This window comes from Amycolatopsis thermophila (assembly GCF_030814215.1).
GTDB classification, from domain to species: Bacteria; Actinomycetota; Actinomycetes; order Mycobacteriales; family Pseudonocardiaceae; genus Amycolatopsis_E; species Amycolatopsis_E thermophila.
In genome coordinates this window covers 4,299,244-4,324,842 of the sequence record NZ_JAUSUT010000001.1, presented here as the reverse complement: position 1 = coordinate 4,324,842, position 25,599 = coordinate 4,299,244, and the positions used below count along the sequence as shown (strand labels likewise).

Annotated in this window: 21 protein-coding genes; 11 read left to right on the top strand and 10 right to left on the bottom strand. The window is 72.9% G+C overall.

The window, feature by feature from the left end; translation table 11 throughout:
* The first annotated feature begins 8 nt into the window (after positions 1–8).
* Positions 9–1,199: a thiolase family protein gene (locus FB470_RS21155; protein WP_306999406.1), complete on the top strand. Its 1,191-nt coding sequence runs from the start codon at positions 9–11 to the stop codon at positions 1,197–1,199.
* Entirely contained in the window at positions 1,196–3,304 is a 2,109-nt protein-coding gene (locus tag FB470_RS21150; RefSeq protein WP_306994068.1) for a 3-hydroxyacyl-CoA dehydrogenase NAD-binding domain-containing protein, read from the top strand. The genes FB470_RS21155 and FB470_RS21150 overlap by 4 nt, the downstream gene beginning before the upstream one ends.
* Before the next feature lie 46 nt (positions 3,305–3,350).
* On the opposite strand, the gene FB470_RS21145 is transcribed toward FB470_RS21150, so the two are convergent.
* Entirely contained in the window at positions 3,351–4,364 is a 1,014-nt protein-coding gene (locus FB470_RS21145; RefSeq protein ID WP_306994066.1) for a LacI family DNA-binding transcriptional regulator, read from the bottom strand.
* Positions 4,365–4,504: 140 nt separating this feature from the next.
* Between FB470_RS21145 and FB470_RS21140 the strand changes: the two genes are divergently transcribed.
* Genes FB470_RS21140 through FB470_RS21120 form a run of 5 tightly spaced genes read left to right on the top strand, consistent with a single transcriptional unit; the run spans position 4,505 to position 8,608 of the window.
* Positions 4,505–5,749 carry an amidase gene (locus FB470_RS21140; protein WP_306994065.1) on the top strand — a complete coding sequence of 415 codons (1,245 nt, stop codon included), beginning with the start codon at positions 4,505–4,507 and terminating at the stop codon, positions 5,747–5,749.
* Between the two features lie 10 nt (positions 5,750–5,759).
* The gene (locus FB470_RS21135; RefSeq protein WP_306994063.1) at positions 5,760–6,638 is read left to right on the top strand and encodes a nitrilase family protein; all 879 of its coding nucleotides are present in this window, start codon (positions 5,760–5,762) and stop codon (positions 6,636–6,638) included.
* Positions 6,635–6,994 carry a hypothetical protein gene (locus tag FB470_RS21130; RefSeq protein ID WP_306994061.1) on the top strand — a complete coding sequence of 120 codons (360 nt, stop codon included), beginning with the start codon at positions 6,635–6,637 and terminating at the stop codon, positions 6,992–6,994. The genes FB470_RS21135 and FB470_RS21130 overlap by 4 nt, the downstream gene beginning before the upstream one ends.
* Positions 6,928–7,821 carry a hypothetical protein gene (locus FB470_RS21125; protein WP_306994059.1) on the top strand — a complete coding sequence of 298 codons (894 nt, stop codon included), beginning with the start codon at positions 6,928–6,930 and terminating at the stop codon, positions 7,819–7,821. Before FB470_RS21130 ends, FB470_RS21125 begins: the two co-directional genes overlap by 67 nt.
* A gap of 10 nt (positions 7,822–7,831) precedes the next feature.
* Positions 7,832–8,608 (top strand): alpha/beta fold hydrolase, encoded by a 777-nt coding sequence (locus FB470_RS21120; protein WP_306994057.1) that lies wholly within the window; start codon positions 7,832–7,834, stop codon positions 8,606–8,608.
* A gap of 38 nt (positions 8,609–8,646) precedes the next feature.
* On the opposite strand, the gene FB470_RS21115 is transcribed toward FB470_RS21120, so the two are convergent.
* The 4 genes from FB470_RS21115 to FB470_RS21100 form a co-directional block, all read right to left on the bottom strand.
* Positions 8,647–9,459, bottom strand: coding sequence for an aldo/keto reductase (locus FB470_RS21115; protein ID WP_306994055.1), 813 nt, complete (start codon positions 9,457–9,459; stop codon positions 8,647–8,649).
* 15 nt (positions 9,460–9,474) lie between these two features.
* Entirely contained in the window at positions 9,475–10,611 is a 1,137-nt protein-coding gene (locus FB470_RS21110) for a sensor histidine kinase (protein WP_306994053.1), read from the bottom strand.
* Entirely contained in the window at positions 10,608–11,285 is a 678-nt protein-coding gene (locus tag FB470_RS21105) for a response regulator transcription factor (RefSeq protein WP_306994051.1), read from the bottom strand. Before FB470_RS21105 ends, FB470_RS21110 begins: the two co-directional genes overlap by 4 nt.
* Positions 11,286–11,425: 140 nt before the next feature.
* Positions 11,426–12,241: a LysR family transcriptional regulator gene (locus FB470_RS21100; RefSeq protein WP_306994048.1), complete on the bottom strand. Its 816-nt coding sequence runs from the start codon at positions 12,239–12,241 to the stop codon at positions 11,426–11,428.
* A 97-nt stretch (positions 12,242–12,338) separates the two neighbouring features.
* On the opposite strand from FB470_RS21100, the gene FB470_RS21095 reads away from it, so the two are divergent.
* Complete coding sequence (locus tag FB470_RS21095) at positions 12,339–13,223, top strand: NmrA family NAD(P)-binding protein (RefSeq protein WP_306994046.1); 885 nt, start codon at positions 12,339–12,341, stop codon at positions 13,221–13,223.
* A gap of 365 nt (positions 13,224–13,588) precedes the next feature.
* Here the strand turns inward: FB470_RS21095 and dxs are convergent, their stop codons facing one another.
* Positions 13,589–15,499, bottom strand: coding sequence for a 1-deoxy-D-xylulose-5-phosphate synthase (gene dxs, locus FB470_RS21090; protein WP_306994044.1), 1,911 nt, complete (start codon positions 15,497–15,499; stop codon positions 13,589–13,591).
* A gap of 245 nt (positions 15,500–15,744) precedes the next feature.
* On the bottom strand, positions 15,745–16,686 hold the full coding sequence (locus FB470_RS21085; protein WP_306994042.1) for a LysR family transcriptional regulator: 942 nt from the start codon (positions 16,684–16,686) through the stop codon (positions 15,745–15,747).
* Between the two features lie 71 nt (positions 16,687–16,757).
* Here FB470_RS21085 and FB470_RS21080 point away from each other — a divergent pair, with 71 nt between their 5' ends.
* The 3 genes from FB470_RS21080 to FB470_RS21070 are packed head-to-tail and all read left to right on the top strand — an operon-like array spanning position 16,758 to position 20,127.
* Complete coding sequence (locus FB470_RS21080) at positions 16,758–17,459, top strand: succinate dehydrogenase cytochrome b subunit (RefSeq protein ID WP_306994041.1); 702 nt, start codon at positions 16,758–16,760, stop codon at positions 17,457–17,459.
* Positions 17,456–19,384, top strand: a complete 1,929-nt coding sequence (locus tag FB470_RS21075; protein WP_306994039.1) for a fumarate reductase/succinate dehydrogenase flavoprotein subunit — start codon at positions 17,456–17,458, stop codon at positions 19,382–19,384. The genes FB470_RS21080 and FB470_RS21075 overlap by 4 nt, the downstream gene beginning before the upstream one ends.
* Positions 19,381–20,127 (top strand): succinate dehydrogenase/fumarate reductase iron-sulfur subunit, encoded by a 747-nt coding sequence (locus FB470_RS21070; protein WP_306994038.1) that lies wholly within the window; start codon positions 19,381–19,383, stop codon positions 20,125–20,127. The genes FB470_RS21075 and FB470_RS21070 overlap by 4 nt, the downstream gene beginning before the upstream one ends.
* 848 nt (positions 20,128–20,975) lie before the next feature.
* Here FB470_RS21070 and FB470_RS21065 read toward each other — a convergent pair.
* From FB470_RS21065 to FB470_RS21055, 3 genes are all read right to left on the bottom strand, one after another.
* The gene (locus tag FB470_RS21065; RefSeq protein WP_306994036.1) at positions 20,976–22,106 is read right to left on the bottom strand and encodes a DUF2786 domain-containing protein; all 1,131 of its coding nucleotides are present in this window, start codon (positions 22,104–22,106) and stop codon (positions 20,976–20,978) included.
* Between the two features lie 251 nt (positions 22,107–22,357).
* Complete coding sequence (locus FB470_RS21060; RefSeq protein WP_306994035.1) at positions 22,358–23,548, bottom strand: class I SAM-dependent RNA methyltransferase; 1,191 nt, start codon at positions 23,546–23,548, stop codon at positions 22,358–22,360.
* The gene (locus FB470_RS21055) at positions 23,545–25,578 is read right to left on the bottom strand and encodes an APC family permease (RefSeq protein WP_306994034.1); all 2,034 of its coding nucleotides are present in this window, start codon (positions 25,576–25,578) and stop codon (positions 23,545–23,547) included. Before FB470_RS21055 ends, FB470_RS21060 begins: the two co-directional genes overlap by 4 nt.
* Positions 25,579–25,599: the final 21 nt, after the last annotated feature.

The following is a 25,599-nucleotide window of genomic DNA, read 5'->3' as shown; positions in this document are numbered from 1 at the left end:
CGCGGGCGGTGCGCACCGTGGCCTTCGTCGAGGGGGTCCGCACCCCGTTCGGCAAGGCGGGTAACAAGGGCATCTACGCCAACACCAGGGCCGACGACCTCGTCGTCAAGGTCATCCGCGAACTGCTGCGCCGGCACCCGGAACTGCCGCCGGAGCGGGTGGACGACGTCGCCATCGCCGCCACGACCCAGACCGGCGACCAGGGCCTGACGATCGGCCGCACGGCCGCCCTCCTCGCCGGCCTGCCGCGCTCGGTCCCGGGCTACGCCATCGACCGCATGTGCGCCGGCGCGATGACCGCCGTCACCACGGTCGCCGGCGGGATCGGCTTCGGCGCCTACGACATCGCCATCGCGGGCGGCGTCGAGCACATGGGCCGCCACCCGATGGGCGAGGGCGTCGACCCCAACCCGCGCATCGTCGCCGACAAGCTCGTCGACCCGTCGGCCCTCGTCATGGGCCAGACCGCCGAAAACCTGCACGACCGCTTCCCCGCGATCACCAAGCGCCGCGCCGACGAGTACGCCGCGCAGAGCCAGGAACGCTTCGCCGACGCCGTCAAGGCCGGCAAGATCGGCCCGGAGCTCGTGCCGGTCGCGATCCGCTCCGAGCTCGGCTGGGGCCTGGCCACCGAGGACGAGCCGCCCCGCCCGGGCACCACCGTCGAAACCCTGGCCAACCTCAAGACCCCGTTCCGCCCGCACGGCCGGGTGACCGCGGGCAACGCGGCCGGCCTTAACGACGGCGCGACCGGCGCGATCCTCGCCGACGAGGAGACCGCCCGTGAGCTGGGCCTGCCCGTCGCGATGCGGATGGTCGGCTACGCCTTCGCCGGCGTCGACCCCGAGGTGATGGGCGTCGGCCCGGTCCCGGCCACCGAAAAGCTCCTCAAGCGCACCGGACTGTCCATCTCGGACATCGGGCTGTTCGAGATCAACGAGGCCTTCGCCGTGCAGGTGCTGGCCTACCTCGACCACTTCGGCATCGAGCAGACCGACCCGCGCGTCAACCCGTGGGGCGGCGCGATCGCCTGCGGCCACCCGCTGGCCTCCTCCGGCGTCCGCCTGATGACCCAGCTGTCCCGCCAGTTCGCCGAGCACCCCGAGGTGCGCTACGGCATCACCACGATGTGCATCGGCCTCGGCATGGGCGGCACCGTGATCTGGGAGAACCCTGCCTACGACGGGAGTGACAAGTGACGTTCACGGCTGAGCAGGCCAAGGCCGCGTTCCCGGACGAGGTCGTCACCCGTGCCACCACGCGCCTGATCAGGGTACCGGGCCTGGACGAGCAGGTCGCGCTGATCACCTTGGACAACGGGCACGACCACACCCGCCCGTCCACGTTCGGCCCGCAGGGCCTGGTGAGTCTCGACGCCGCGCTCGACGAGGCGTTCGCCGCGGAGCCGGCCGCCATCGCGGTCACCGGCAAGCCGTTCATCTTCGCGGTCGGCGCGGACCTCTCCGGCGTCGAGGCGATCAGCGACCCGAACCTGGCCCACGAGATCGCCGAAACCGGCCACGCGGTGTTCCGCCGTCTCACCGATTCGACGATCCCGACCTTCGCGTTCGTCAACGGCGCGGTGATGGGCGGCGGGCTCGAACTGGCGCTGTCCTGCCACTACCGCACGCTGTCGGAGTCGGCGGCCGCGATCTCGTTCCCCGAGGTGTTCCTCGGCCTGTTCCCCGGCTGGGGCGGCACCCAACTGCTGCCGAACCTGATCGGGCCGGACGCCGCGGTCACCGTGATCGTCGAGAACGCGCTGAACCAGAACAAGATGCTCAAGCCGGCGCAGGCCGCCGAACTCGGCATCGCCGACGAGCTGCTGGGCAGCGCGGACTTCCTCGAGCAGTCGCTGCTGTGGTTGTCCAAAGTGGTCAAGGGCGAGGTGTCCCCCGCCCGCCGCGAGATCGACCGCGGTGCCGGCTGGGACGCCGCGATCGCCCGCGCCAAGGCCATCGTGGACGGCAAGACCAAGGGCGCTTCGCCGGGCGCGACCAAGGCCGTCGAGCTGCTGGAACTGGCCCGCGCGAACGACCTCGACGCCGGGTACGCGGCCGAGACCCAGGCGCTGGCCGAGCTGCTGATGGACGACACGCTGCGCGCCGGGCTGTACTCGTTCAACCTGGTCAACAAGCGGGCCAAGCGGCCGGCCGGCGCGCCGGACAAGTCGCTGGCGCGCAAGGTGACCAAGGTCGGCGTGGTCGGCGCGGGCCTGATGGCGAGCCAGCTGGCGCTGCTGTTCGTGCGGCGCCTGAAGGTCCCCGTGGTGCTGACCGATGTGGACCAGGCGCGCGTCGACAAGGGCGTGTCCTCTGCGCACGGTGAGATCGACAAGCTGCTGGGCAAGAAGCGGATTTCGCCGGACGAGGCGAACCGGCTCAAGGCATTGGTGAGCGGGTCGCTGGACAAGGCCGCCTTCGCGGACGCGGACTTCGTGATCGAAGCCGTGTTCGAGGAGATGGGCGTCAAGCAGCAGGTCTTCGGCGACCTGGAGAACCACGTCAAGCCCGAGGCGATCCTCGCGACCAACACCTCGTCGCTGTCGGTGTCGGAGATGGCCTCGAAGCTGCGGCACCCGGAGCGGGTCGTCGGGTTCCACTTCTTCAACCCGGTGGCCGTGCTGCCGCTGCTGGAGATCGTGCGCGGCGAGAAGACCGACGACGCGGCGCTGGCGACGGCGTTCGCGGTGGGCAAGCAGCTCAAGAAGTCCAGCGTGCTGGTGAAGGACGCCCCGGCGTTCGTGGTGAACCGGTTGCTGCTGCGCTTCCTCGGTGAGGTGCTGACGGCCGTCGACGAGGGCACCCCGTTCGACGTCGCCGACCGCGCGCTGGAGCCACTGGGCCTGCCGATGTCGCCGCTGACGCTGATGCAGCTGGTCGGCCCGGCGATCGCCCTGCACGTCGGCGAGACGCTGCACGCCGCGTTCCCGGACCGCTTCGCGGTGAGCGAGAACCTCAAGAAGTTCGTCGCGTCGGGCAAGACCGCGGTGTGGCAGTGGGACGACAAGGGCAACGCGACGGTCGACCCCGAGGTCGCCGCGCTGTGGCAGCAGGGCGACAAGCCCTCCACCGCGGAGGAGCTGCGGGAGCGGGCGCTGGCCGCGATCGCCGAGGAGATCCGGATCATGCTCGACGAGGGCGTGGTCGCGCAGCCCCAGGACATCGACCTGTGCCTGATCCTGGGCGCGGGCTGGCCGTTCTGGCTGGGCGGCATCACGCCGTACCTGGACCGGACGGGTGTGTCGGCGAAGGTGACCGGAAAGCCGTTCCTGGCGCCGGGCGTGGCCTCCGTCCCGGCCTGACCAGGTGACCGAAGCCCCTTCACGGTGCTGCCGTGAAGGGGCTTCGTCATGGCCTGGCCGTGGAGGCGCGCACGATCAGTTCCGGCTCGAGGCGTTGCGACTCCGGTGTCCCTCCGTCGAGGACGGTCATGAGCAGTTCGAGCGCGCGACGGCCCATCTCGTGCATCGGTGAGCGGACGCTGGTCAACGGCACCGGCAGTTCGGCCGCGAGCGGGGTGTCGTTGAACCCGGCCACGGCGACGTCCGCCCCGGGGCGCAGGCGCGCGTCCCGCACGGCGCCGAGGGCCCCGATCGCGGCGAAGTCGTTGACGGCGAAGATCGCCGTGGGCTCCACCTCCGTCAGCAACTGCTCGGCCGCCTGGTGGCCGCCCGCGGTGTCGAACCGGGAGTGGACGGTCGCGACGTCGAGGCCCTCCTCGCGGTAGCGGTCCACGAACCCGGCCGTGCGGTCGATCCCGGTGCTCGCGAACGGCTCACCGGCGATCACCGCGGTCCGCCGGTGCCCGCGCTCCAGGAAGTGCGCGGCCACCAGCCGCCCGCCGCGATAGTCGTCGCAGGTGACCGAGGGGTGCCCGCCCGCGTGGCGGCTGACCAGCACGAACGGGATGCGCCGCTGCGCGATCTCGTCGACGAAGCCGCCGTCGTGGTGCGCGTCGCCGAACACGAGACCGTCCACGCGCCGCGAGAGGGCCAGCTCGGTCCGCGCGCGCTGCTCGTCGGGCCGGTCGTGGCTGTTCATCACGAACGTCGCGAACCCGTGCCGCGCCGCCGCGTCCTCGATGCCCTCGTAGATGGTCGCGAGGACGACGTCGGACAGCCGGGGCACCAGGACGCCGACGAGGTTGCTGCGCTGGGTGCGCAGGCTCTTCGCGTGCGGGTTGGGCCGGTAGTCCAGCCGGGCGGCCCACTCGCGGATCGCGTCGGCGGTCTCGCGCGAGGCGGCGCGGGCCGCGTCCTCCGGCGACCCGTTCAGCACCCGCGACACCGTCGACACGTCGACCCCGGCGCTCTGCGCGATGGTCCGCAGCGTGGCCGGCCGCTTCCGGTCCTCTCGGCCCACTTCCGCCCCAGCCTCTCGCCCGAGACCGCCACTTGACAGGCGGCCGTTCCGGGCCCTTAATACTACCCAAACGATTTTCCCAAACGTTTGGGTCGCGTCGTGACACGGACCCAAACGTTTGAGCAACGGAAAGGACCGCTGTGTCGTCTTCCCTGGGGACGAGGCTCGCTCCCCCACCCGGCGCCGGGTTCTTCGCCCACCGGTCCGTCGCCGAGCTGGCCGCGGACCTGCGCTCCGGGCGGGTCACCGCCCGGGAGCTGACCGAGACCGCCTTGGCCGAGGCGGCGCGGTGGCAAACCGTGATCAACGCCTTCACGACGCTGGACGACGGGGCGCGCCGCGCCGCGGACGAGGCCGACCGCGAACTCGCCACCGGGCGCGACCGCGGACCGCTGCACGGCATCCCGATCGCGATCAAGGACCTGATCGACGTGCGCGGCCTGCCCACGACGGCCGGGTCCCGCCACTTCGCCGGGCACGTGGCGGAGCGGGACGCGGATTGCGTGCGACGGCTGCGCGCCGCCGGAGCCGTCGTCCTCGGCAAGACGGCGACGCACGAGATCGCCCTCGGCCCGACGGGCGACCGCGCGGCCGCCGGCCCGACCCGCAACCCGTACGAGCCCGGCCGGATGAGCGGCGGCTCGAGCAGCGGATCGGCCGCGGCGGTCGCGGCCGGTGTCGTCCCGCTCGCGCTGGGCACCGACACCGGCGGGTCGATCCGGATCCCGGCCGCGCTGTGCGGGGTCGTGGGCCTCAAACCGACCCACGGCGCGGTGTCCCCGGACGGCGTCCTCCCGCTGGCGCCCTCCCTCGACACCGTCGGTCCGCTGGCCCGCACCGCCGCGGATTGCCGGCTCCTGTGGACCGTCCTGAGCGGCACGACGCCGTCCCTCGAGTCCGGGCGCCTGGTGGAGGTCGCGCCGGAGGAGATACCCCATGCCGGCGAGCTGCGCGCGGCGTACGCGGTCATCCAGGGCAGCGAGGCTTTCGCCGTGCACGCGGAGCGCTTCCGGGACGCACCCGAACTCTTCGGCGACGAGGTGCGGGACCGGCTCCGAGCCGGCAGCGAGGTCCGCGGCTGGGAGTACGTCCGAGCCCGCGACCTCCGCGACCGGGTGCGAGACGATGTCCGGAAGCTGTTCCAGGACAACGCGTTCCTGATCCTGCCGACGGTCCCGATGACCGCGCCACCGGTGGACGCCCGCACCTGCGACCTCGGCGACGTGCGGACCGCGCTGCTGTCCCTGACCAGCCCGTGGAGCGTCCTCGGACTGCCCGCCCTGTCGATCCCCGCCGGCCTCGCCGGTGACCTGCCCACCGGGCTGCAGCTCGTCGGCCCGCCCGGCTCCGAGCACCGCCTGCTGACCCTCGCCGAAACCCTCTGAAAGGACAACGATGTCGACCAGTGTCATCACCGCCGCCGCGATCCAGTGCGATCCCCAGGTCGGGCTGGAGAACAAGGACAAGAACCTCACCCGGACCCTGGAGCTGATCACCGAGGCCGCCGACCGCGGCGCCGACCTCGTCGTGCTGCCCGAACTGGTCAACACCGGCTACTCGTTCGCCACCCGGGAAGAGGCCTACGCCCACGCGGAGGACCTGACCGGGCCGACCGTGCAGGCGTGGACGGACCTGGCGCGTTCCCGCGGCATCCACCTCGTCGGCGGCCTGACCGAAGTGGACGGTGTGCGGCTGTTCGACACGGCCGTCCTCATCGGACCGGACGGGTTCATCGGGAAGTACCGCAAGACCCACCTGTGGCACCGGGAGAAGCTCGTCTTCACACCCGGCGACCTCGGGTTCCCGGTGTTCGACACGCGCATCGGGCGGATCGGGATGCTGATCTGCTGGGACATCTGGTTCCCGGAGGTCGCCCGCCTGCTCGCGGTGCAGGGCGCCGACGTCATCTGCAGCACCAACAACTGGGTGTGGACGCCGCCGCCGCTGTTCGACGAGGCCGGCAGGTGCATGGCGGCCTACCTGACCATGACGGCGTCGCACGTCAACCACGTGCCGATCGTGGCCGCGGACCGCGTCGGTGAGGAACGCGGCGCGAAGTTCCTCGGCTGCTCGCTGATCACCGGCACCAACGGCTGGCCGGCGAGCGAGGTCGCCAAGCCCGAGGGCGAGGCGATCGTGCAGGCCGAACTCGACCTGATGGCCACCCGGTCGGCCGCGATCTGGAACGACCTGAACGACCTGCCCCGCGACCGGCGCACGGACCTCTACGACCCGCGGCTGGGCTACCGCGGCGGCGAGGAGTACCCGCGATGACGAGCCTCGCCACCGCGCAGACGGACACCAAACGGCCCACGGCCCTGGGGCGCTGGCTCGCCGGCGGTGCGCTGGTGGCCGTGACGACCGGTCTGGCCCTGTTGCTGGCCCGCGTCTCCGGCTCGCTGCCGCACGTCCTGCCCGGGTACACCGAGTGGCAGGAGCAGGCCTACCGCCGGATCCCGCAGTTCCTGCGCTGGGTGCTCGGCGACACGACCGAAGCGCAGTTCGTCAAGTCCGGTCTCGGTGGTCTCGGGCTGCTGGCCGGTGGCTGGATCGCGCACACCGGGTGGAAGCGCCGCCGGCGCTGGGCCGGTTCGGCATCAGCGCCGGCACCGGGTTGTGGCCGTGGGTGACCGCGTCCGCCCTGCTCGGGGTGCTGCTGGCGAACCTCGCGTGGGGCTGGACGATCCCCGCGACCGGCGCGTGGCAGCCGACGTTCGTGGCCTTCGTGTCGGTGCCCCCGGCGGTCGTGCTGACCTACGGCGCGGGGTGGCGGGTGGCCGTGACCGGCGCCGTCCTCGGGGCCGCGCTGACCACCCCGGTGGCGTTGGTTCTGGTCAACTACGCGTGCCCGCCGTTGGGGCTGCCGGCCGTCGTCGGCAACGTGACGGCCATGTGGGTCAGCGCGCTGATCGCGTTCCCGCTGTGCCGCCTGATGCCGTGGCTGCCCCGGCCGGCCGGCCCGCCCGCCGCGGCCGGGACGCCCCCGCGGCAGGGCGCGGGGTGGGTGGTGCGCCGCGTGCTCGCCGACTTCACCGAAGCACCCTTCCACGGCAACGAAATCGCCTCGCTCGGGCTGCTCGCCGGGACGCTGCTGACCTACCTGCTCAACCCGCTGACCCCGGTGTACGGCAGCGGGCTGCTGCCGGCCCTGCTCGCCGCGCAGGTCCTGACCGCCACGCTCGGCGTGCTGCTCTACCGGCGCCAGTGGGCGCGCCACGGCTGGTACCCGACGTTCGTGCCGATCGTGTCCGTCGCACCGGCGGTGGTGCTCACCTACGGTCCGACGTGGACGGCCGTCCTCGGTGGAGCGGTGCTGGGCGCGGTCTTCGCTCCACCGCTCGCGGCGTTCGCGTCGCGCCGCGTTCCGGCCGGTGTGCATCCGTTCGCGGGCAACGTGTTCTCCATGACGGTGTGCACCGCGGCCGTCGTTCCCCTCCTGGGTTCGTTCCTCTCCTGAAAGGACTTCCATGCGAGTCAACCGTGCGGGCACGACGCTGGTCGCCGAACGAAGGGACGGTGCGGGTGCGCCGCTGGTCATCCTGCCCGGGGTGATGGCTGACGCCGCGTCCTGGCGGCCGGTGGTCGATCACCTGGCGCTGCCCAACCCGGTCGTCGTGCTCAACCGGCGGGGCCGGGTCCCCAGCGGCCCGCTCGGGCACGGGTACTCGGTGCGCACCGAGATCGACGACCTGCACGCCGTCCTCGACGCGCTCGGCGAGCCGGCGGAGCTGTTCGGCTGGAGTTACGGAGGGCTGATCGCGCTGGAAGCCGCGGTCGAACGCGACGACCTGCTGTCGGTGATCGCCTACGAGCCGGTGTCGAGCCCGTTCGGGACGGACGCGCTCGAACCGCTGCGGGCGGCCGAGGGTGACCTCGACCGCGCGGTGGAGATCGTGAACCGCGTCGTGTCGGGGTTCTCGGCGGAGTACGTGGCGGAGCTGCGGCAGAGCCCGGCCTGGCCGGTGCTGCGGCCGCTGGCGCACCCGCTCGCCGGGGAACTGACCGCCCTCAACGCCCACGAACCGGCGTTCGACCGCTACCGCGACATCGCCGCACCGGTCACGCTGCTGCTGGGCGAGATGAACGAGGGCACGGCGCCGTACGGCACGGCGTTCGCGAAGTTCGAGCGGGCGCTGCCCCGGGCCCGCCGGGTCGTGCTGCCCGGGCAGGGCCACCTCGCCCACGTCCAGGGTCCGGACGTGCTGGCCGAGCACCTGACCGCGGCCGTGGCCCCGTCGAACTGACCCGCGCGCCGTGCGGGGTGACCCGCACGGCGCGACCCTCAGGCGTCCGGGTGCGGGCCGAGGCGGTCGCCGGCCTCCAGGGTGGCGAACCCGGCGATGTCGTGGGCGTCCAGCTCGAAGTCGAAGATGTCGATGTTCTCCCGGATGCGGCTCGGCGTCGCCGACTTCGGGATGATCATGTGGCCCATCTCGATGTGCCACCGCAGCACCACCTGGGCCGGGGTCTTGCCGTGCTTGCGGGCGACCGTCCGCACGACCTCGCTGTCGAGCCGGCGTCCCCGTGCCAGCGGGCTCCACGCCTCGGTGACGATGCCGTGCTGCTCGTGGAAGGCGCGCAGGGCCGCCTGCTGCAGGCCGGGGTGCAGTTCGACCTGGTTGACCGCGGGCACGACCTCGGTCTCGTCCATCAGCCGCTCCAGGTGCGGGATCTGGAAGTTCGACACGCCGATCGCGCGGGCCTTCCCGTCGGCGAGGATCTTCTCCAGCGCGCGCCACGTCTCGACGTAGCGGTCCTGGCTGGGTACCGGCCAGTGGATCAGGTACAGGTCGACGTAGTCGAGCCCGAGCAGCCGCAGGCTCCCGTCGAACGCCTTGAGCGCCCGGTCGTAGCCGTGCTCGGTGTTCCACAGCTTGGTGGTGACGAACAGCTCCTCGCGCGGCAGCCCGGACGAGCGGACGGCCGCGCCCACCCCGCGCTCGTTGCCGTACAACGTCGCCGTGTCGAAGCTGCGGTAGCCGGCCTCGATCGCGACGCGCATCGCCGCCTCGACCTCGTCGTCGGGCAGCTTGTAGACCCCGAACCCGAGTGCGGGCAGCTCGACGTCGTTGTTCAACCGGATCGAAGGCACCATGCCCTGAACCGTAACTCAGCGAGCGGGCAGCCGGACGGTGACGGCCAGCCCGCCGCCGACCACCGGTTCGGCGCTCACCAGCCCGTCGTGCGCCTCGACCGCGGCCCGCACGATCGACAACCCGAGCCCGGCACCGTGCCGGGCCGTGCGCGCCACGCCCGCGCGGCGGAACGGCTCGAACAGCTCCCCCACCGTCGCCGGGTCGACCAGCGCGCCGGAGGAGCGCACCCGCAGCGTCGACCACTGCGCGCCGGGCTGCGTGGTGACCTCGATCCAGCCGCCGTCGGCGTTGTGCCGCACCGCGTTCTCCAGCAGGTTGCCGGCGATGCGTTCGAGCAGCGCGGGATCGCCGGTGGTCCAGGCCGGCTCGACGTGGAACGTGGTCTTGAGGCCGCGCTGGTCGGCCTCCCCGGACACCGCCCGCCACGCGCTGGCCACCAGTGCCGCGAGGTCGACCGGCTCGGTGACCGCCAGCCCCGCGCCGTCGGTGCGCGCCAGCAGCAGCAGCGACCCGACGAGCTGGTTCGCGCGCTCGGTCGCGTCCCGCACCACCTCCGCCATGCGCCGCAGCTCCGCCGTGTCGGCCCGGTCGTCGGCGAGCGTGACGTCCAGCTCGGTGCGGATCACCGACAGCGGCGTGCGCAGCTCGTGGCTGGCGTTGGCGACGAAGTGCCGCTGCGCCTCGAACGCCGCCTGCAACCGGTCCAGCATCGCGTCGAACGTCTGGGCCAGCTCGGCCAGCTCACCGCGGGCGTCGACGTCGCCGATGCGCTCGCCCAGCGATTCGACCGACAGCCGCCGCGCGGTGCCGGTGATGTCCCGCAGCGGCCGCAGCACGCGCGAGGTGAACGTCCAGGCCAGGATCGCGGTGGCCAGCACGACGCAGCAGAACGCGATGCTGCCGGCGAGCAGCATCTTGTCGCGCGCGTGGTCCCGCAGGTGGGCGGCGAGCGCGGTGGCGTCCACGTCCACCCCGTCGACCCGCACCACCGTGCCGGGCGGCATCTGCGGGACGGCGGCCACCGCGTCGCCCACCAGGGTCCAGGCGAGCCAGAGCAGCACGAGGCTCACGCCGGCCGCCAGCCCGGTGGCGAGCAGCGTGATGCGCGCCCGCAGGCTGCGAACCGGCGTGCGTGCCGAGCGCGAGCTCACCCCTTCGCGGGGCCGGTGTCGCGTGCCCGGTACCCGGATCCCACCACGGTCTCGATGATCCCAGGTTCGCCCAGCTTCTTGCGCAGGGTCATCACCGTGACCCGCACGGTCGTGGTGAACGGGTCGGCGTTTTCGTCCCACACGCGCTCCAGCAGCTCCTCGCTGCTGACCACCCCGCCCTTGGCGGCCATCAGCACCTCGAGGACGCCGAACTCCTTGCGGGTGAGCTCGATCGGCCCGCTCGCGCGCCGCACGGTGCGCTTGGCCGGGTCGAGCTGCACGTCACCGACCGTCAGCAGTGGCGGCGCGGCCGGGGTGGCGCGGCGGCCGAGCGCGCGGACGCGGGCGACCAGCTCGGGAAAGGCGAACGGCTTGGCCAGGTAGTCGTCGGCGCCCAGGGACAGGCCCTCGACCCGGTCGGAGACCGTGCCGCTGGCGGTGAGCATGAGCACGCGCGTCAGCTCGTCGGAGGAGACGATCTGACGGCACAGCTCGTCGCCGGACATGCCCGGCAGGTCGCGGTCCAGCAGCACCACGTCGTAGCGGGTGATGCTCGCCTTCTCGTGGCCCTCGTCGCCGGTGAGCGCGACGTCGACCGCCATCCCCTCCCGCCGCAGGCCGCGCGCGATCGCGTCGGCCAGGGGCGCCTCGTCCTCGACTACCAGAATTCGCACGCCGACCAACTTGCCACAGTTTCCTGAGAGTTACCTCAACGGCAGGTCGCGGGCGGTCCAGGGCCGGTCCGGCTTGGCTGGGGGTGGCCCTCGTCACCGATCTGGAGATCTTCACCCGCGGCCGGATCGCCCTGGCGCCCCTACCGGCGCCGCGCGCTGAGCACGCGCTCGGCGACGCGCAGGAACTCCGCCGTGTGCGGGCGGCGGTGCCCGTCGGCCACGGCGAGGCAGACCTCGAACGGCTCGGCGTCCGCGATGGGCCGGTGCACCAGGTCCGGCCGCGCGTAGTAGCGCGCGACGCTGCGCGGCACCATCGCGATCCCGCGCCCCGCGGCGACCAGCTCGAGCTTCTCCTCGATCGACCGGACCTGCCGCGAGTGGGCCCGGAGCACGGACTCGCCCTCGAGGTCGGCCTGCTTCAGCCGCCGCCGGGAGGCCAGCGGATGCGTGACGGGCAGGCACGCGACCTTCGGTTCGGTACCGACGCCGATCGTCCGGATCCCCGCGTCGTCGAACGGCCGGCGCAGGCAGCCGAGGTCGGCGCGCCCGTCCCGCAACGCCTCGGCCTCCTCGAACCAGTCGAGGCGCACCAGCTCGACCTCGACCTCGGGACGCGCCTTCGCGAACTCGCGCACCGCGGCCGAAATGCTCAGCCCCGGCGCGAAACCGACGATGAGCCGGTCCGCGCCGCGCGCCGCCCCGTACGCCCGCCGGGTGGCGGCGACGGCGGCCGCGAGCACCCCGGGCGCGTCCTTGTGCAGCTGCTCGCCGGCCGCCGTCAGCCGCACCGAGCGGGTGGTGCGTTCCAGCAGCTCACAGCCCAGTTCCCGTTCCAGGGCCCGGATCTGCCGGCTCAGCACGGGTTGCGCGATGTGCAGCTGCTCGGCCGCGCGCCCGAAGTGCCCGTGCTCGGCGACCGCGGCGAAGTACCGCAGCTTCCGCAGGTCCAGATCCATACCCGCAGGGTATCAATCTTCGCGAAGAGGTATTGGACGTTCGGCGCGACCGGCCGGAAAGTGGTGTCCTCACCGCACATCCACGGAGGTTGGTTCGTTGATCGTCATCACCACTCCCACCGGCCGCATCGGCCGCCAGACCCTCGACCGCGTGCTCGGGGCCGGCGCGGCGGTCCGGTTGATCGCCCGCGACCCGGCCCGGCTGGCGCCCGAGGTGCGGGACCGGGTCGAGATCGTGCCCGGCTCGCACGGCGACCGCGAGGTCGTGAACCAGGCGTTCGAGGGCGCCGACGCCGTGTTGTGGCTGCGGCCGCCGGACATCCGCGTCGAGAGCCTGGAATCCGCCTACCTCGACTTCACCCGCCGGGCGTGCGACGCGATCGTGCGCCACGGGGTGCCGCGGGTGGTCGGGATTTCTTCGCTGGGCCGGGGATATCCCGGTGACGCCGGCCTGGTGTCGGTGTCACTGGCCATGGACGACCTGATCGCGAGCACCGGCGCGGGCTACCGGGCGCTGACGATGCCGTCGTTCATGGACAACCTGCTCGACCAGGTCCCGTCCATCACGAAGGAAGGCGTGTTCTTCTCACCCACGCCGGGCGACCACAAGCGCCCGGCGTGCGCGACGCGGGACATCGCCGCCGTCGCCGCCCGCCTGCTGCTCGACGACGGGTGGAGCGGGCAGCGGGAGGTGCCGGTGCTCGGCCCGGAGGACCTGTCCCAGGACGAGATGGCCGTGATCATGTCCGAGGTGCTGGGCCGTCCGGTGCGGTTCCAGGAGGTGCCGCTGGAGGCGTTCAAGGCCGGGCTGCTGCGGCAGGGCTGGTCCGAGGCGATGGCGCAGGGCATGGTCGCGATGATGGCGGCGAAGAACGACGGCCTCGACAACGCCGAGCCGCGCACCCCCGAGTCGTCCACGCCCACGACGTTCCGCCGGTTCTGCGAGGACGTCCTCAAGCCGGCCGTCCTGGCCGCGGGCTAGGTCGAAACTGACAGAGGTTGTCGACAGTCTGGGCTCTTGAACAAGGAGGCCCCAGGCCTGAGCGAGTGTGGAGTGAGAAGGACCTGGTCAGGCGCGAACCGGCGCCTGGCCGTTCTTCGTGATGCGGAAGAGGTCGGTGGCAACGTCGCGGCGACCTGTCGGTGTCACGGCATCAGCCGCCCGGCGGCCTGGGCGGCCAGACCCGTCTGACGGGCTCCTACACAAGACCCAGGCCCGATCCCAGGGTGTCAAGGACCAACAGCAGTAGCACGGCTGGATTCCGCCCACCGCGGAGATCGTCGCCGGACCGTCCACGGAGGACGAAAGCGGCCCCGGCGCGAACGCCGGGGCCGCTGTTCCCACGATCAGTCCTGCGGGGCCGTCTCCGGCTGGGCTTCGCGGATCAGGTTCGACGCCCACTCCGTCACGCGCCGCGCCACGTCCTGCGCCGTCAGGCCCACTCCGGCGAGCACCTCCTCGCGGGAGCCGTGCGGCAGGAACTTCTGCGGCACCGCCAGGTCGCGCAGCGGCACGTCGCACTCCGCGTCGCGCAGCACGGCCGACAGCGCGCTGCCGAAGCCGCCGTGGCGCCCGCTGTCCTCGACCGTCACGACCAGCCGGTGTTCGCGTGCCATCCCGACCAGCTCGTGCGGCACCGGCAGCACCCAGCGCGGGTCGACGACCGTCACGCCGATGCCCTGGTCGGCGAGCCGTTCCGCGGCGGCGAGACCGAGGGGCGCGAACGCGCCGACCGCGACCAGCAGCACGTCCGCGCCCGCGCCCTCCCGGGGCTTGCGCAGCACGTCGACCACGCCGACGCGCTCGCGCGCGGGCACCGACTCGGTGACGCTGCCCTTGGAGAACCGCAGCGCGGTCGGGCCGTCGGACACGGCCACCGCCTCGCGCAGCTCCTCCCGCATGGTCCGCGCGTCCCGCGGCGCCGCGACCCGCATGCCGGGCACCATGCCCAGCAGCGACAGGTCCCACATGCCGTGGTGGCTCGGCCCGTCCGGGCCGGTGATGCCCGCGCGGTCCAGGATCAGCGTGACCGGCTGGCGGTGCAGGGCCACGTCCATCAGCAGCTGGTCGAACGCGCGGTTGAGGAACGTCGAGTACACCGCGACCACCGGGTGCAGCCCGCCCATCGCGAGCCCCGCGGCCGAGGTCATCGCGTGCTGCTCGGCGATGCCGACGTCGAACCAGCGGTCCGGGTGCCGCTTCGCGAACTCGTGCAGACCAGTGGAGCGCAGCATCGCGGCCGTGATCGCCACGACGTCCTCGCGCTCCTCACCGATCTTGGCCAGCTCGTCGCCGAACACGGCGGTCCAGCTCAGGCCCTTCGGCTTGGGCAGGCCGGTCTCCGGGTCGATCGGGTCGGTCTGGTGCATCTGGTCGGCCTCGTGGTTCACCGCGGGCGGGTAACCGTGGCCCTTCTCGGTGACCGCGTGCACGACGACCGGGCCGCCGAACGCCTTCGCCGCCTGGAACGCCTTCTCCAGCGCAGCGATGTCGTGGCCGTCGACCGGCCCGAAGTACTTCAGCTTGAGGTCGGAGAACATCTCCTGCGGGCTCAGCGCGTCCTTGATGCCGGCCTTGGCCGCATGGAGCGCCGCGTAGATCGGCTTGCCCACCACCGGCGTGTTGAGCAGCAGGTCGCGGCCGCCGTCGAGCATGCGCTCGTAGCCGGGCTGCAGGCGCAGCGACGCGAGGTGCTCGGCGAACCCGCCGATCGTGGGCGAGTACGACCGGCCGTTGTCGTTGACCACGATCACCACGGGGCGGCCCGGCTCGGCCGCGATGTTGTTCAGCGCCTCCCAGCACATGCCGCCGGTCAACGCCCCGTCGCCGACGACCGCCACGGCGTGCCGCCCGCCGCCGGCCAGTTCGAACGCCTTCGACAGACCGTCCGCATAGGACAGCGCGGTGGAGGCGTGGCTGTTCTCCACCAGGTCGTGCTCGCTCTCCGCACGGGACGGGTAGCCGGACGGGCCACCCTGCTGCCGCAGCAGGTCGAACTCGCCGTGCCGCCCGGTCACCAGCTTGTGCACGTAGCACTGGTGACCGACGTCCCAGATGATCGCGTCCTTCGGCGAGTCGAACACCCGGTGCAGCGCCAGGGTCAGCTCGACCACGCCGAGGTTGGGGCCGAGGTGACCGCCGGAGCGGCGGACCTTGTCGACCAGGAAGTCGCGGATCTCCCCCGCCAGGTGCTCGAGCTGGCCGTGTCCCATGCGCTTCAGGTCGGCCGGTCCGTGCACGGACTCCAGCAGCGTCACTTTCCACCTCACCCGCATCGATTACGCGCCCTGCCCTCCAGGGCGCGTCCAGCCAGTCTACGGAGAACCGTAGTCCTCCGGCCGCCCCGCGCGTCCGGGGTCACGTGATCGCCGGTGAGGCCCGGTCCACTCGTGCCGCCACCGTGTGAACGCGGTCTCACCGGCCGGACGCATCGCGGTGACCTTTCGTGAGATCGCGTCCGGCCATGCGGGGTGTTACCCGGGCCACGGGATTGGTGAACCGATCAAGACCACGGGGGGTGGCCGGGCGCCGGCGAGACCCCCGGGGACAGGGCGCCCGCGCGGTCCAGATCCCCCAGGTAGGCCAGCAGCTCGGCCCGGAACGCGCGAGCGGCGAGGGTCGGCTCCACGTCGGTCCGCTGGGCCAGTGCGATGGTCCGGGTGATCTCCGGACCGGTCAGCGGTGTCCCCCGCAGAGCCGGCCGCCCGCGGAGCACCAGGCTCGGCACGATCGCCACCCCGAGGCCCACCTCGACGAAGCGGAGCACGGCGTCCATCTCCCCGCCCTGCACCGCGAACGCCGGCCTGAACCCGGCGGCGCGGCAGGCCTGCAGCGTGGTGTCCCGCAGGTCGTAGCCCTCGCGGAACATCACCAGCGGACGGTCGCGCAGCTCGCCGAGGGTGATGGTCCCGCCCAGGTCCACGTCGGCCGGCGAGGCCACCACCAGCCGCTCGGACAGCAGCGGCACCGACGTCAGGGCCGCTTCGTCGGCGCGCTCCGACGCGATCAGCACGGCCAGGTCCAGTTCGCCCTGGGTCAGCGCCCGCGCCAGGTCCTTGGACCCGCTCTCCTCGACGACCAGCTCGATGCCGGGGTAGTCGCGGTGGAACCGGTGCAGCACCTCGGCGAACACGGTGACGCACAGGCTCGGTGTGGCCCCCACCCGGACGCGGCCGCGGCGCAGGCCGACCAGCTCGCCCACCGCCAGCCGGGCGGTGTCCACCTCGGCGACGATGCGCCGGGCGATCGGCAGCAGCGCCTCACCGGCCGGGGTCAGGCCGACGTTGCCGCGCGCCCGGCTGAACAGCGGCGCGCCCAGTTCGTCCTCCAGGGCCCGCACCTGCTTGCTGAGCGAGGGCTGCGCCACGAAAGCCCGCTCGGCGGCGCGCGTGAAGTGCCGCGTCTCCGCCACGGCCAGGAAATACAGCAGCTGCTGCAGCGTCATAGCCCCAGGCTATCGTCACCAGCACTTCGATATATTGGACGACTCGGAGCGTGGCCGCGCAGGCTACGGACGTGGCCCTTCTCGAACGTTCCCCCGCACCACCACGACCCCGCGGACTGTGGTCCTCGACCGTCGGGCAGAAGGCGATCATGGCCGTGACCGGCCTGGTCCTGCTGCTCTTCGTCATCGCGCACATGCTGGGCAACCTGAAGTTCTTCGTCTCCGCCGCGAGCTTCGACCACTACGCCGCCTGGCTGCGGACGATCCTCGACAGCGTCCTCGGGCACTCCGGCTTCCTCTGGGTCCTGCGGGCCGGCCTGGTGGTCTGCGTCGTGCTCCACGGCGTGACCGCGGTACGCCTGGCGCGCCGCGCCCGCTCCGCCCGGCCGGTCCGGTACGTCCGGCGCGGGCGTGTCCAGGGCGGCTACGCGGCGCGCACCATGCGCTGGGGCGGCGTGATCCTCGCCCTGTTCGTCGTCTACCACGTGCTCGACCTGACCACCGGTGACCTGAACCCGAACGGGGTGCCGGGCGCGGTGCACGACAACGTCGTCGCCGACTTCCGGCTCTGGTACGTGACGCTGGTCTACGCGCTGGCCGTGGTGGCGCTCGGCTTCCACATCCGGCACGGGCTGTGGAGCGCGCTGCACAGCCTCGGCACGTCCGGCGCCGCGCGGCGCACCGCCCAGGGTGCCGCGCTCGCCGTCGCGGTGCTCGTCACCGCCGGCTACCTGTCCGTCCCGTTCACCGTCGTCACCGGATTGGCCGGGTGAGCACCGTGTACGTCGAAGGAACCCCGATATCCGACACCCGGGCGCCGGACGTGCCGCTCGCGGAACGCTGGGAGCGGCGGCGGTTCACCGCCCGTCTCGTGAACCCGGCCAACCGGCGACGGCTGTCGGTCATCGTGGTCGGCACCGGGCTGGCCGGCGCGTCGGCCGCGGCGACCCTGGCCGAGCTGGGCTACCAGGTCCGCTCGTTCTGCTACCAGGACAGCCCGCGGCGCGCGCACAGCATCGCCGCGCAGGGCGGGATCAACGCGGCCAAGAACTACCGCGGCGACGGGGACAGCGTGTACCGCCTGTTCTACGACACCGTGAAGGGCGGGGACTTCCGGGCGCGGGAGTCCACTGTGTACCGGCTCGCGGAGCTGAGCGCGGGGATCATCGACCAGGCCTTCGCGCAGGGCGTGCCCTTCGCCAGGGAGTACGGCGGTCTGCTGGACACCCGGTCGTTCGGCGGGGCGCAGGTGTCCCGGACCTTCTACGCCCGCGGGCAGACCGGGCAGCAGCTGTTGCTGGGCGCCTACCAGGCGATGGCGCGGCAGATCCACCTCGGGCGCATCGCGATGCACCCGCGCACGGAGATGCTCGACCTCGTCGTGGTGGACGGCCGGGCGCGCGGGGTCGTCGTGCGCGACCTGGTGAGCGGCGAGATCTCGGCCCACGTCGCGGACGCCGTGGTCCTGGCCACGGGCGGGTACGGCAACGCGTTCCACCTGTCCACCAACGCCAAGGGCTGCAACGCGACCGCGATCTGGCGGGCGCACCGGCGCGGCGCCCTGTTCGCCAACCCCTGCTTCACGCAGATCCACCCGACGTGCATCCCGGTCAGCGGCGGGCACCAGTCGAAGCTGACGCTGATGAGCGAGTCGCTGCGCAACGACGGCCGGGTGTGGGTGCCGGCCGCGGCGGGCGACACCCGGCCGCCCGAGGAGATCCCGGAAGCCGACCGCGACTACTTCCTGGAACGGCGGTACCCCGCGTTCGGCAACCTCGTGCCGCGCGACATCGCCTCTCGCGCGGTGAAGAGCGTGTGCGACGCGGGCCGCGGGGTCGGTCCCGGCGGGCTGGGCGTGTATCTGGACTTCGCCGATGCGATCGAGCGGCTCGGCCGCGACGGCGTGGAATCCCGCTACGGCAACCTGTTCGCGATGTACGAGCGGATCACCGGGGACGATCCGTACCGGGCGCCGATGCGGATCTACCCGGCCGTGCACTACACGATGGGCGGGCTGTGGGTCGACTACGACCTGCGCAGCACGATCCCCGGGCTGTTCGTGATCGGCGAGGCGAACTTCTCCGACCACGGCGCGAACCGGCTCGGGGCGAGCGCGTTGATGCAGGGGCTCGCGGACGGGTACTTCGTGCTGCCCACGACGATCGGCGACTACCTGGCGGACGGTCCGTTCCCGGACGTCGGGGACCTGTCCGGGGCGCGGGCGGAGGTCGAGGGCCGCATCGCGCGGCTGCTGGCCGTGGACGGTGACCGGTCGGCCGAGGACTTCCACCGCGAACTGGGCGCTGTGCTGTGGGAGCACTGCGGGATGAGCCGGAGCGAGACCGGGCTGCGCAAGGCGCTGGAGCTGATCCCCGCGCTGCGCGAGGAGTTCTGGGCGCGGCTGCGGGTGCCCGGTTCGGGCGCGACGCTGAACCAGTCGCTGGAGAAGGCCGGGCGGGTCGCGGACTTCCTCGAGCTGGCCGAGCTGATGTGCGTGGATGCCTTGCACCGCGCCGAATCCTGCGGCGCGCACTTCCGGGAGGAGAGCCAGACGCCCGACGGTGAAGCCCTGCGTGACGACGACGCGTTTTCGTACGTGGCCGCGTGGGAGTTCACCGGGGCGGGCCGGCCGCCGGTGCTGCACCGCGAAGTTCTGTCGTTCGACCACGTCGCCCCTAGCCGGCGGAGTTACTCATGAAACTGGTGTTGAAGATCTGGCGGCAGCGGGACGCGGCGGACCGCGGGCGGCTGGTGCGGTACGAAGTGGACGATCTGTCGCCGGACATGTCGTTCCTGGAGGTGCTCGACGTGCTGAACGAGCGCCTGACCGCCGTGGGTGACGAGCCGGTGGCGTTCGACCACGACTGCCGGGAGGGGATCTGCGGTGCGTGCGGCGTCGTGATCGACGGCACCGCGCACGGCCCCCGGGCGGCGACCACGACGTGCCAGCTGCACCTGCGGCATTTCGCGGACGGGCAGACGGTGACGGTGGAGCCGTGGCGGGCGCGTGCCTTCCCGGTGGTGAAGGACCTGGTGGTGGACCGGGGGGCGCTGGACCGGATCATCGAGGCGGGCGGCTACATCACCGCACCGACCGGCAGCGCGCCCGACGCCCACGCGACGCCCGTCCCGAAGCCCGACGCGGACCTCGCGTTCGAAGCCGCGGCGTGCATCGGCTGCGGTGCGTGTGTGGCGGCGTGCCCGAACGGATCGGCGATGCTGTTCACCGCCGCGAAGGCCACGCACCTGGGGGTGCTCCCGCAGGGCGCGCCGGAGCGGCCGGCCCGGGCGGCCGGCATGGTGGCAGCCCAGGACGCGGAGGGCTTCGGGGGCTGCACGAACAGCGGCGAGTGCACCGCGGTGTGCCCCAAGGGCATCCCGCTGGACACGATCGGGCACCTGAACCGGAACATCCTGGGCGCGGCGCTCCGCTCGCGGTGAACGGGGGCGCCGCACTCGGTTCGCCGTGAGCGCCGTCCGGCCCGCGGGGCGCGGCGCGCCGGGAGCGGTGGCGCCGGGGCCGTGCACCGTGAAGGACATCTGGGGCGGATCGCGCCGCTGGCCGCGACCGACGTCGGGGACGCAGCACCGCGGGCGCCGCGGACTTCCGGTGCTCCGCCCGCTGGAAGCGGTAGCGCCGCCCCGGCGCCGTGCACCCTGCACGACATCTCGGGCGGACCGCACCGATGGCCGCGACCAACATCCGGAACTCGGCCCGCTGGGAGGGATGGCGCTGCCCCGGCGCCGTGCACCGTGAACGGCATCTGGGGCGGAGCGCGGCGGTAGCACAGCCACGCGCCGCGAACGCCATCCGAAGCTCCGCCCGCTGGGAGCGGCGGCGCCGCCCGGCACCGTACACCCTGCACGACATCTCGGGTGCAGCGCACCGCTAGCCGTGCACGACCTCTGGGACGCAGCACACCACGCGCCGCGAACGCCATCCGAGGCTCCGCCCGCTGGGAGCGGTGGCGCCGCCCGGCGCCGTGCACCCTGCACGACATCTCGGGCGGACCGCACCGCTGGCCGCGCACGACGTCTAGGACGCAGCACACCACGCGCCGCGGACATCCGGAGCTCCGCCCGCTGGGAGCAGTGGCGCCGCCCTCCCGGCCGCCGCCCCAGCGCCGTGCACCGTCCGGCGCGCGCCCGGCCCAGCCCCCGCCGTCCGGCGCGCGCCCGGCCCCCCACCGTCCTGCGGGCAGGTTCCCCGGCGGGCGCACCCGTTCGCGAGGGCACCTCGCCCGCGGGGACACTCGCCCCGAATCCCCGCGCGGCGCGCGCCGGCGAGCTCAGGTGCCGCCCAACCTCGCCCGCTCCACCGTCAGCCGGGCGTGGTCGGCGGCTGCCCGGCCCGCCGCCCAGCCCTCGCCGTTGCTGACGGTCGTCGTGCGGCGCAGGGTGTGCGGGAACAGCTGGGTGAACAGCGTGTCCACCTCCTGCCTGCGCCGGGCCAGGATCGGGAGCAGGCGCGAGTCCGCGACAGCGTCGCCCGCGGCGCGATCGGCCTCGTCCAGCCGCTCCCCGATCCGGCCGGCGTAGGCGAGCAGGAACGCGTGCCGGAACGAACGGGTCCGCGCCCGGCGCCCGGCCGCGAGCATCGCCTCGTTCGCCTGGACCAGCAGGGAGGTCGACAGCAGCTCGACGAGGTCCAGGTCGACCTCGTGCCCGACCAGCGCGACGAACCCGAGCTCGGCGTAGAACGCGGCCCGGCACCGGTTGGCCGTCGCCACCGCCGTGACCAGCGACGACTTCGGCCCGAGGTAGGGCTGTTCGAGCCAGAACCGGCGCGCCGACCCCGCACCGGCGGCGGGCCCGCTCACCAGCGCCTGCTCGAACGCGTACCGGCTCATCAGCTCCTGCGCCTTGGCCGACAGCGCTTCCGCCTCCTCCGGGAACGACGTCGACTCCGCCTTCGCGAGCAGCGCCCGGATCCGCGCGAGCACCTTCTCGTCCACCCCGCGCGCGGGTGCGGACGGCGCGGGCATCTCCGGCAACCGCGGCAGCGGCAGCAACGCCTCCAGCACCGCCAGGACGGCCAGCAGCGCGGGTACGCGCTCCACCCGGTGCCGTCGCGCCCACTGCCCCAGCAGCGGCTCCTGCGGCGACCACCAGACCTCGGCCCCGATCGCGGCGACCTGGTCCCGCCGGGCGGCCGCCGCGCAGCCGGCGATGGCGTCGACGGTCAGCGCGACACCCTGACGGCCCAGCCGCCGCAGGGCGATCTGGTGCACGTCACGCGGCTGCCAGCCGGTGCGCCACAGCCGGGCCAGGACCTCGCGCAGCGCCAGCTCCGCGGCCCGGTCGATCAGCCGGTCGTCGTAGGCCGGGCCGGCGAGCTCACGCGCCGCCAGCTCCCCCAGCCGCCGCTGCGCCGCGTCGCACAACAGGACCGCGAACGTTTCCACCGTGGACTCCGCCACTCACACCCCCTCGCCGGGCAACCGCGTCACCGGAGTCCGGCCCCAGCAGACGACGGCGGGGAACCAACCACGTCCCGCCTCGGCGGGGGCGGGCCCGAGCCGCCGCCCCACAGCGCGCTCAACGCCGCCAGAGCCCGTGCCGCCAGATCCGGTTCGAGGTCGGCCGGCCGGTGGGCGGCGTCGGCCGCGTCCCGGCCGTGCACTGAAGTCATGCCCGCATCCTGCCGCAGGGCACCGACAGTTTCCGGCGCTCAGCGGGTCAGCAGGGCGATGCACTCCACGTGATGCGTCATCGGAAAGGCGTCGAACGCCCGCAGCCGCTCCAGCCGGTACCCCGCCTCGCCGAAGAAGGCCACGTCGCGGGCCAGCGCCGCCGGGTCGCAGGCCACGTACACGACGCGGGCGGGCGACGCCGCGGCCAGCGCCCCGGCCACCGCGCGCCCGGCGCCGGACCGCGGGGGGTCCAGCACCACGACCTCCGGCTGACCGGGCAACGACGGCAGCACCTCCTCGGTCCGGCCCGCGCGCCAGCTCACCTGCGGCAGGTCGGCGAGGTTCCGCTCACCGTCGCTGACCGCCCGGTGCCCCGACTCCACCGCCACGACCTGGCCGGACGGCCCCACCTGCCCGGCCAGCACCGACGCGAACAGCCCGACCCCGGCGTACAGGTCCCAGGCCAGCGCACCCGCCGGAGCCGCCGCCCACTCCCGCACCACACCGGCGAAGGTCTCCGCCGCCGCGGGGTGCACCTGCCAGAACCCGTGCGCCTGCAACCGCCAGTCGCGGCCGGCCGCGTGCTGCACCGCTTCGCCACCGGTGAGCTGCCGCGCCCGCCGCTTGCCCCGCACCGTCGCCAGCTCCCGGGTGTGCACCCGGCCATCACCGTCGCTGGTCACCTCGATCTCGGTGCCCGGCCGCCAGCGCCGCTCCAGGACCGCGTCGAGCGCACCCGGCACCGTGATCGGGCACTTCTCCAGCGCGACCACGCGGTGACTGCGGTGCGCCCGCAGCCCGGCCCGGCCGTCCCGCCCGGCCACCAGCCGGACGCGGGACCGCCAGCCGAGCACGTCGCCGGGCAGGGCCTCGACCTCGACGGGCCACTCCAGCCCGGCCAGCCGCTGCAGCTGTTCGGCCACCACGCGCGCCTTCAACTCCCGCTGGAACTCCGGCGTCGCGTGCTGCCAGTCGCACCCGCCGCAGCGCCCCGGCACCGCCAGCGGGCACGGCGGGGGGACCCGCTCCGGCACCGCCCGCAGCACCTCGACCGCCTCGGCCCGGCAGAACGAACCGCCCTTGTCCTCGGTCACCTCGGCGCGCACCACCTCGCCGGGCAGTGCGTGCCGCACGAACACGACCCGACCGTCCACACGGGACACGCAGTGCCCGCCGTGGGCCACGGGGCCCACTTCGAGCTCCAGCGTCCGCCCGGTCCAGTCCGTCACCGTCCGCCGTCCTTGCCGGCGCCCGCGCGGTGCGCCCCGTCGGTGAAGAACCCGCGGCGCACGTCACCGGCCGCGGGCCGGGCGCGGGCCGCCCGCCGCAGCGCCTTCGCCGAGGATTCCAGCTGCCAGGGCACGCTCGTGACCATCACACCGGGCTGGAACAGCAGGCGCCCCTTGAGCCGCAGCGCGCTCTGGTTGTGCAGCAGCTGCTCCCACCAGTGGCCGACGACGTACTCCGGGATGAGGACCGTGACCACGTCCCGCGGGTTGTCCCCGCGCACGCGCTTGACGTAGTCCAGCACCGGGCGCGTGATCTCCCGGTACGGCGACTCGATCACCTTCAGCGGCACCTTGAAGCCCTTGGCCTCCCACTCGGCGGTGAGCTGGCGCGTCTCGGCGTCGTCCACGTTGACCGTCACGGCCTCGAGCACGTCCGGCCGCATGGCCTTGGCGTAGGCCACGGCGCGCAGCGTCGGCAGGTGCAGCTTGGAGACCAGCACGATCGCGTGGTTGCGCGAGGGCAGCACCGTCGGCGCGGAGCCGTCCAGCGCGGACAGCTCCTCCGCCACCCGGTCGTAGTGCCGCCGGATCGCGGTCATCAGCAGGTAGATCGCCACCATCGCGGCGATCGCGATCCACGCGCCGAGCAGGAACTTGGTGATCAGCACGATCACCAGCACCGTGCCGGTCATGGTCAGGCCGATCGCGTTGACCGTCTGGGACCGGCGCATCCGGCGCCGCGCACCCGGCTCGGTCTCGTGGGCCAGCAGCCGGTGCCAGTGCCGCAGCATCCCGGCCTGGCTGACGGTGAAGGACACGAACACGCCGACGATGTAGAGCTGGATCAGCTTCGTGACCTCGGCGTGGAAGGCGAAGATCAGCACCAGCGCGAACGCCGCGAGGAACAGGATGCCGTTGGAGAAGGTCAGCCGGTCGCCGCGGGTGTGCAGCTGCCGCGGCAGGTAGCGGTCCTGCGCGAGGATCGACGCGAGCACGGGGAAACCGTTGAACGCGGTGTTCGCCGCCAGCAGCAGGATGATGCCGGTGACGAACGAGATGTAGTAGAACGCCGGCGAGAAGTTCTGGAAGACGGCGTGCGCGATCTGGGCGACGATCGTCTTCTGCTGGTAGCCCGCGGGCGCGCCGGCGAGCTGGGTCGCCGGGTCCTCGGCGAACTTGACGTCGGTGAGGATCGCCAGGGTGATGATGCCGATCAGCATCGTCACCGCGAGCACGCCCATCATCAGCAGGGTGGTCGCCGCGTTCTTCGACTTCGGCTTGCGGAAGGCGGGCACGCCGTTGCTGATGGCCTCCACGCCGGTCAGCGCGGCGGCGCCGGAGGAGAACGACCGCAGGATGAGGAAGAAGAAGGCGAACCCGGCGAGCGAGGTCTCCTCGTGCAGCTGGAACCCGGCGCTCTCGGCGCGGATCGGGGTGCCGCGCAGCGCCTCGAACAGGCCCCAGGCCACCATGCAGAGAATGCCGATGATGAACCCGTACGTCGGAATTGCGAAGGTCTTGCCCGACTCGCGCACGCCGCGCAGGTTCATCGAGGTCAGGATCACCACGATCAGCACCGCGCAGAGCACCTTGTGCTCGGCGACGAACGGGATCGCCGACCCGATGTTGGCCACACCCGACGACGTCGACACGGCCACGGTCAGGACGTAATCGACCAGCAGCGCGCTGGCCACGGTCAGGCCGAACTTGCCGCCCAGGTTCGTGCTGGCGACCTCGTAGTCACCTCCCCCGCTCGGGTAGGCGTGGACGTTCTGCCGGTAGGAGGCCACCACGACCAGCATGACCACGGCGACGGCGACACCGATCCACGGCGCGTAGGCGTACGCCGACAGCCCCGCGACGCTCAGCGTGAGGAAGATTTCCTCGGGCGCGTACGCCACGCTCGACAGCGCGTCGGAGGCGAAGATCGGCAGCGCGATCCGCTTGGGGAGCAGGGTGTGGGACAGCCGGTCGCTGCGGAACGGACGGCCCACGAGCAGCCGTTTGGTGGCGGTCGCAATCTTCGACACGTCAGAAGGGTACGGGCGCCT